At 71.1% G+C, this 6,000-nt stretch carries 6 protein-coding genes; 2 read left to right on the top strand and 4 right to left on the bottom strand.

Going from position 1 to position 6,000, the window contains the following annotated elements:
* Positions 1-164: 164 nt before the first annotated feature.
* A complete protein-coding gene (locus MKK88_RS12565; protein WP_244000123.1) occupies positions 165-1,283 on the top strand; it encodes a metallophosphoesterase in 1,119 nt (372 codons plus the stop codon).
* Positions 1,284-1,306: 23 nt separating this feature from the next.
* Here MKK88_RS12565 and MKK88_RS12570 read toward each other — a convergent pair whose 3' ends face one another.
* On the bottom strand, positions 1,307-2,185 hold the full coding sequence (locus MKK88_RS12570) for an SDR family oxidoreductase (RefSeq protein WP_244000125.1): 879 nt from the start codon (positions 2,183-2,185) through the stop codon (positions 1,307-1,309).
* Between the two features lie 273 nt (positions 2,186-2,458).
* Positions 2,459-3,268 (bottom strand): exodeoxyribonuclease III, encoded by an 810-nt coding sequence (gene xth / locus MKK88_RS12575; protein WP_244000127.1) that lies wholly within the window; start codon positions 3,266-3,268, stop codon positions 2,459-2,461.
* Between the two features lie 159 nt (positions 3,269-3,427).
* On the opposite strand from xth, the gene MKK88_RS12580 reads away from it, so the two are divergent.
* Positions 3,428-4,159 (top strand): lysophospholipid acyltransferase family protein, encoded by a 732-nt coding sequence (locus MKK88_RS12580; RefSeq protein WP_244000129.1) that lies wholly within the window; start codon positions 3,428-3,430, stop codon positions 4,157-4,159.
* Positions 4,160-4,171: 12 nt separating this feature from the next.
* On the opposite strand, the gene MKK88_RS12585 is transcribed toward MKK88_RS12580, so the two are convergent.
* Together MKK88_RS12585 and MKK88_RS12590 are read right to left on the bottom strand one after the other, a co-directional pair.
* Positions 4,172-5,068, bottom strand: a complete 897-nt coding sequence (locus MKK88_RS12585) for an outer-membrane lipoprotein carrier protein LolA (protein ID WP_244000131.1) — start codon at positions 5,066-5,068, stop codon at positions 4,172-4,174.
* Between the two features lie 266 nt (positions 5,069-5,334).
* Positions 5,335-6,000, bottom strand: a 666-nt coding sequence (locus MKK88_RS12590; protein WP_279602258.1) for a DNA translocase FtsK, incomplete at its 5' end; no start/stop codon positions are given.

Below are 6,000 nucleotides of genomic sequence, written 5' to 3' on the forward strand. Positions count from 1 at the left end.
CCACACCCGTAGTCCGGGCCATGGACGGCGTCCCGCTGCCAACCGTGGATTTCGCCACTGCCCTGGCCCGCGCCTGATCCGCCCCCGCGGGGCCTGCCTCCCCCGCGGACCATGCGCGCCGCAAGCTTTGCCTTTCGGGTGCTGCCCGGTCCATGTATCCGGCCATGATCCGCCTGATCCCCAGCCTGCCCGCCGCCTACGTCATCGCGCGGGGGGTGTGGCCGATGCCCTGGCCGGTCCCGCTCAAGCTCGGCCTCGCCGCACTCCTCCTGGGCGCCTCCCAGTATCACCTGTGGAGCCGCCTCTCCTCGGGATCGGTCTTCGCGCCGGAATTCCCGCGGCCGGTGGTGATCCTGTTCAACTGGGCGTTCGGTGCGATCGCGCTGGCGGCGCCCATGCTGCTCGCCCTCGACCTCGTCGCCCTGGTCCTTCTGGTGCTGCCCGGTGGCGGCTGGGCGATCCCGACCGCTTGGCGTTCCGCGGCCGCCCTCGCCTCCGCGCTTCTGGCGGCCATCGCCGTGTGGCAGGCCCTGCGCGTCCCGCCGCTGAAGGACGTCACCGTCACGATCCCGAACCTGCCCCCCGGCTTCGACGGCTTCACGATCCTGCACCTGACGGATCTGCACATCAGCCGCCTGTTCCCGGCCCCCTGGACGCGAAGGGTCGTCGCACGGGCCAACGCGCTCGGTGCCGACGTGATCGCGGTGACGGGCGACTTCATCGACGGTTCGCTGGAGGCGCGCCGGGCCGACGTCGCCCCGTTGGAAGACCTGCGGGCGCGGGACGGCGTCTGGGCCGTGCCCGGCAACCACGAGTATTTCTTCGATCACGACGCCTGGATGCGCCACCTCGAAGGGCTGGGGATCCGGATCCTCGCCAACGCCCACACCGTCCTGACCCGCGACGGCGCCGCGCTGGTGCTGGCCGGCGTCACCGACCGCTCGGCGCCCGCCACCGGCCATCCGGGACCCGACCTCGACGCCGCCCTGGCGGGCGCGCCCGCGGGTGCGCTGATCGTCCTGCTGGACCATCAGCCGGCGCAGGCTGCCCGGGCCGCGGCGCGGGGCGTGGCGCTGCAGCTCTCCGGGCACACCCATGGCGGGATGATCCGCGGCCTGGATCGGCTGGTGGCCCGGGGCAATTCCGGTTTCGTCTCGGGCGCCTACCGGGTCGGGGGGATGCGGCTCTACGTCAGCAACGGCACAGCTCTGTGGCCCGGCTTCGCCCTTCGGTTGGGCCGCCCATCCGAGTTGACGCGGATCACCCTGCGGTGCGCCGGCTGACGCCGACGCGACCGCAAAGCCAGTCAAAGCATCGGTATGCCGCCCGTGACCGGCACCAGGGCGCCCGACATGAAGCTGCCCTCCCGTGACGCCAGGAGCACGTAGGCCGGGGCCAGCTCCGCCGGCTGGCCGACGCGGCCCAGCGGGGTTTGCGCGCCGAGTTCCTCGATCTGCTCGGGGCTCTTCACGATCGGCTGGATCGGCGTCCAGACGGGCCCGGGCGCGACGCAGTTCACCCGGATGCCCTTCGGGGCGAGCAGGTTCGACAGGCCGATGGTCAGGCTCGCGATGGCGCCCTTGGTGGCCGCGTAGATCAGCATGCTCGGGCCGGCGACCTTGGCCTGCACGCTCGTGCTGTTCACGATCGCCCCACCGGGCTTCATGTGCGGCACCGCCGCCTGGGCGAGGTAGTACATCGCGAACACGTTGGCCTGGAACGAGCCCTCGATGTCGGCGGCCTTCAGGTCGTCAAGGTCCTCGTTCACCACCTGGGCGGCGGCGTTGTTCACGAGGATGTCGAGGCGACCGAAGGCCTCCACGGTGCGTGCCACGAGGTCCCGGCAATGGCCTTCGTCGCGGAGATCGCCGGGTAGGAGCAGGCAGCGCCGGCCGGCCTTCTCGACCCAGGCCTTCGTGTCCTCGGCGTCGTCCTGCTCGACCTCGAGATAGGAGATCGCGACATCCGCGCCCTCGCGGGCATAGGCGATCGCCACCGCCCGTCCGATGCCGGAATCGCCGCCTGTGATCAGCGCGGCCTGCCCGGTGAGCAGGCCCTTGCCGACGTAGCTTTCCTCGCCGTGGTCGGGCCGCGGCGTCATCTTCGTGGTGAGGCCCGGGCGGGGCTGCTGCTGATCGCCGGGATAGGGCGGACGCGGGCCAGCCTCGCGCGGATCGTCGGTCATCGGTTCAGCTCCTCGGCGGATCGGTCCCGGGATCTAGGGCGGCCGCCGATCGAGCCGCCTGCGCCCGGCCGTCACAGCCGCGCGCAGGTCGTTTGCCAGCTCAGAAAGCCCGGCCGCGGGTCGCGTGCGGCTTGCCGTAGCGATTGCGGAGGAACGAAACGACTCGGGGAAGGAGGAAGGCGATCAGGATCTTGCGCATCGGGTCACCTCGCGTCACGGCATCGTGAGCGGGCAATGCTCGGCTCAAGCCGCAGTTCCGCCGCGGGTTCGCGATCAGAGCTCCAGCGTCAATGTGACCGGCGCGTGGTCGGAGGGACGCTCCCAGCCGCGGGCGTCGCGCAGGACCTCGACCTTGCGGACGGTGCCGGCGAGATCGGGGGAGACCCAGAGGTGATCGAGGCGCCGGCCCTTGTCGGCGGCCGCCCAATCGGGGGAGCGATAGCTCCACCACGTGTAGATCTTCTCCGGCTCCGGGGTGAGGTGGCGCGCCGTGTCGATCCAGCCGGCCTCGCCGCGCAGGATCTCCAGCGCCTCGGTCTCCACCGGCGTGTGGCTCACCACGTCGAGGAGCTGCTTGTGCGACCAGACGTCGTGCTCCAGCGGCGCGACGTTGAGGTCGCCCATCAGGATCGCGGGGCCCGAGACGCGCTTGCCGCCCCAGGCGCGCAGCTCGGACAGGAAATCGAGCTTGTGGCCGAATTTCGGATTGAGGTCGCGGTCCGGGACGTCGCCGCCGGCCGGCACGTAGAAATCGTGCAGCACGATCCCCGCGGCGGCGCCGGCCTCGGGTCCGAGCACCGCCGAGATGTGGCGGGCATCCGGCCGCTCGCAGAAGCCCATGACGGTGCGCGTGTGCAGGGGGAAGCGCGAGAGGATCGCGACGCCGTTATAGCCCTTCTGGCCGGCGAACATCACGTGCTCGTAGCCGGAGCCGCGCAGGGCCTTCAGCGGGAAGGCGTCGTCCGGGCACTTGGTTTCCTGCAGGCAGAGCACGTCCGGCTTCTGCTCGGCGAGGAAGCGCAGCACGAGGTCGATGCGCAGCCGCACCGAATTGATGTTCCAGGTGGTGACGGTGAGCTGCACGGGCGGCGCGGGGGTTCGGCGGGCGGTGCGCTCCGATAGCCGATTTCGCCGCCCGCGACAGTCCGCTCAACCGCCCGTGAGGCAAAAGGCCGTGCGTGGACGACCGACAGGCGCTATGCCCGGCCCCTGCCCTGTCCGGGGTCCCTCGGAGGCCCTGCCTTGGCCCATGCCCGCTCGCTCCTGTTCGCCGCCTACTGGGCGGCCTGGACGACCCTGTTCCTCGTCCCCCTGGTGATCTTCCTCCTGTCCGGCTCGCCGCAGCGGCCGATCCGCCGGGCGACGCGGCTCTGGGCGCGCGGGATCCTGGTCGGACTGCGGCGCATCGTCGGTTTGCGCTACGTCGAGGAGGGCCGCCAGCACCTGCCGGACGAGCCCTGCCTGATCGTCGCCAACCACCAGTCGACCTGGGAGACCCTGGCCTTCCTCGTGCTGGTGCCGGATGTGGCGATCGTGGCCAAGCGGGAATTGCTGGCGATCCCGGTGGTCGGCTGGTTCCTGCGGCGCTCGCCGATGATCGTCATCGACCGCGGCAACGGCACCCAGGCCCTGCGCACCATGATCGACGAGGGGCGCGCCGCCGTGGCGGCCGGGCGGTCGGTCCTGATCTTCCCCGAGGGCACCCGCGGCGGCATCGCGGCCCCGCTGCGCTTCAAGCGCGGCGTCGAGCTGCTCTACGGCCGGCTCGGCCTGCCGGTGGTGCCGGTGGCGGTGAATTCCGGCCTGTTCTGGCCGGGGGGCATGGCCACCCGGGCCGGGACCGTCGTGGTGAGCTACCTCACCGCCGTCGCCCCGGGCCTGCCGGCCGCCGAGTTCCTGCGCGGCACCGAGGCGGCGATCGACCGGGAGCTCGACCGCTGGCGCAGCGCCGGCCTGGACGCGACAGCGGCCTGACGGCGACGACGGCTACTGCTGCTGCGATTGCTGGATCTGCTGCTGCATCGCCTTGTCCTCGGCGCGCCCGTAATTGATGAAGAACAGGCTGCCGTCGACGCTCTTGCCCCTCTGCAGGTTCGAGAGCGTCACCGTGGTGATGTAGCCCTGCGGATCGGTGATCCGCCACTGCGACAGGGTCTTCACCTCGGGATCGAAGAACAGCTGGATCTTCGAGGTGCCGCCCAGGGTCGCGCGATCCTCCAGGCTGATGCGCACGCCGCCCGGATCGTTGGCCACGTCGGTCACGGTGAGGTCGCGGGCGAGGTCGATCTTCTCGCGCAGCAGGAATTTCAGCGGCGTCTGGGCGATGAAGTAGAGGTCCTGGGTGTTGAGCTTGCGGTCGCGCACCGCCACCGAGGTGCCGTCGGCCACCACCTCCAGCGGCGAGGGCTGGTCGTAATCGAAGCGCAGGCGGCCGGGCTTGGCGAGCGTCAGCTTGCCGCCGATCCGGCGCCCGTCGGCGCCGATCTGCATGAAGCTGCCGGTCAGCGTGTTGATGCCATTGAAATAGGCGTTGGCCTGGGCCAGCACGGTGGCGGCATCCGCCGGCTCGGCGGGGGCGGCCGCCGCCGCAGGCGCGCCCACGGCCGCCACCTTGGACTCGGGCGCCTTGTGCTCGGCCTTCTCGGCGGCCTTGGCGGATTTGGCACCGCCAGCCTTGGCGTCCTTGGCGGCGTCCTTCTTGGGCGCGGTCTTCTTGGGCTGCGCGGGAACCGGGGCGGCCTCCGGCTGCGGGGCCGGCTCCTCCTTGTGGCCGAACAGGCTGTCGATGAAGGCACCGACCTGCGCCTCGGCCGGGTTGGCGGTCGCGAGCCACAGCCCGGCGGCGAACACGGAGCCGGCTGTGCGGATGCGGCGGCCGATCATCGGCAAAATCTCCTGGGGGACCGCGGGCAAGCTCCGGCGGCGAACAGAGGTTGGTGGGCCGCTGCGGACGCCTTGCTGTCCTCCCGTCTCCGCGAGCGGAGCGAAGCAATCCAGAAGCGCCACGATACCGAACGCCGCGCTGCCCTGGGTTGCTTCGCTCCGCTCGCAAAGACGGGGCGGGTTTTGCAGCCCCCTGTTAGAACTCCGCCCTGTGGCGAAGATGCGACGTCCGGGCCGCCTTGCAGAGCGGCGACCCGGGCGACGTCTCACTCGTCGTCGTACATCCCGGCCGAGCTGTGCGGCATACCGGCGACCAGGATCTCGCGCTTGCCGGCGTGGTTGGCCGGGCCGACGATGCCCTCGATCTCCATCCGCTCCATGATCGAGGCGGCGCGGTTGTAGCCGATCTGCAGGCGGCGCTGGATGTAGCTGGTCGAAGCCTTCTCGTCGCGCAGCACCACCTCGATGGCCTGCTTGTAGAGATCGTCCGACTCCCCCCCCGTCGCCGCCGCGAAGGCGCCGATATCGAACACCGGAGCCTCCTCGGCGGGCTCGTCGGACCGCTCGGCCTTGTCGGCGGCGGCCTTGCCCCGGCCCCGGCCGGTCTCCTTCACGGGCTCCTCGGGCGAATCGTCCGCCGTGACGGCGTCGAGGTAGCTCGGGCGGCCCTGGCGCTTCAGGTGCGCCACGACGGTCTCGACCTCGCTGTCCGAGCAGAACGGCCCGTGCACGCGGGTCGTGCGCCCGCCCCCGGCCATGAACAGCATGTCGCCCTGGCCGAGCAACTGCTCCGCGCCCATCTCGCCGAGAATGGTCCGCGAGTCGATCTTGCTGGTCACCTGGAAGCTGATCCGGGTCGGGAAGTTCGCCTTGATGGTGCCGGTGATCACGTCGACCGAAGGCCGCTGCGTCGCCATGATCAGGTGGATGCC

Origin of the sequence: Methylobacterium sp. E-005 (assembly GCF_022829725.1) — a bacterium.
GTDB lineage: Bacteria > Pseudomonadota > Alphaproteobacteria > Rhizobiales > Beijerinckiaceae > Methylobacterium.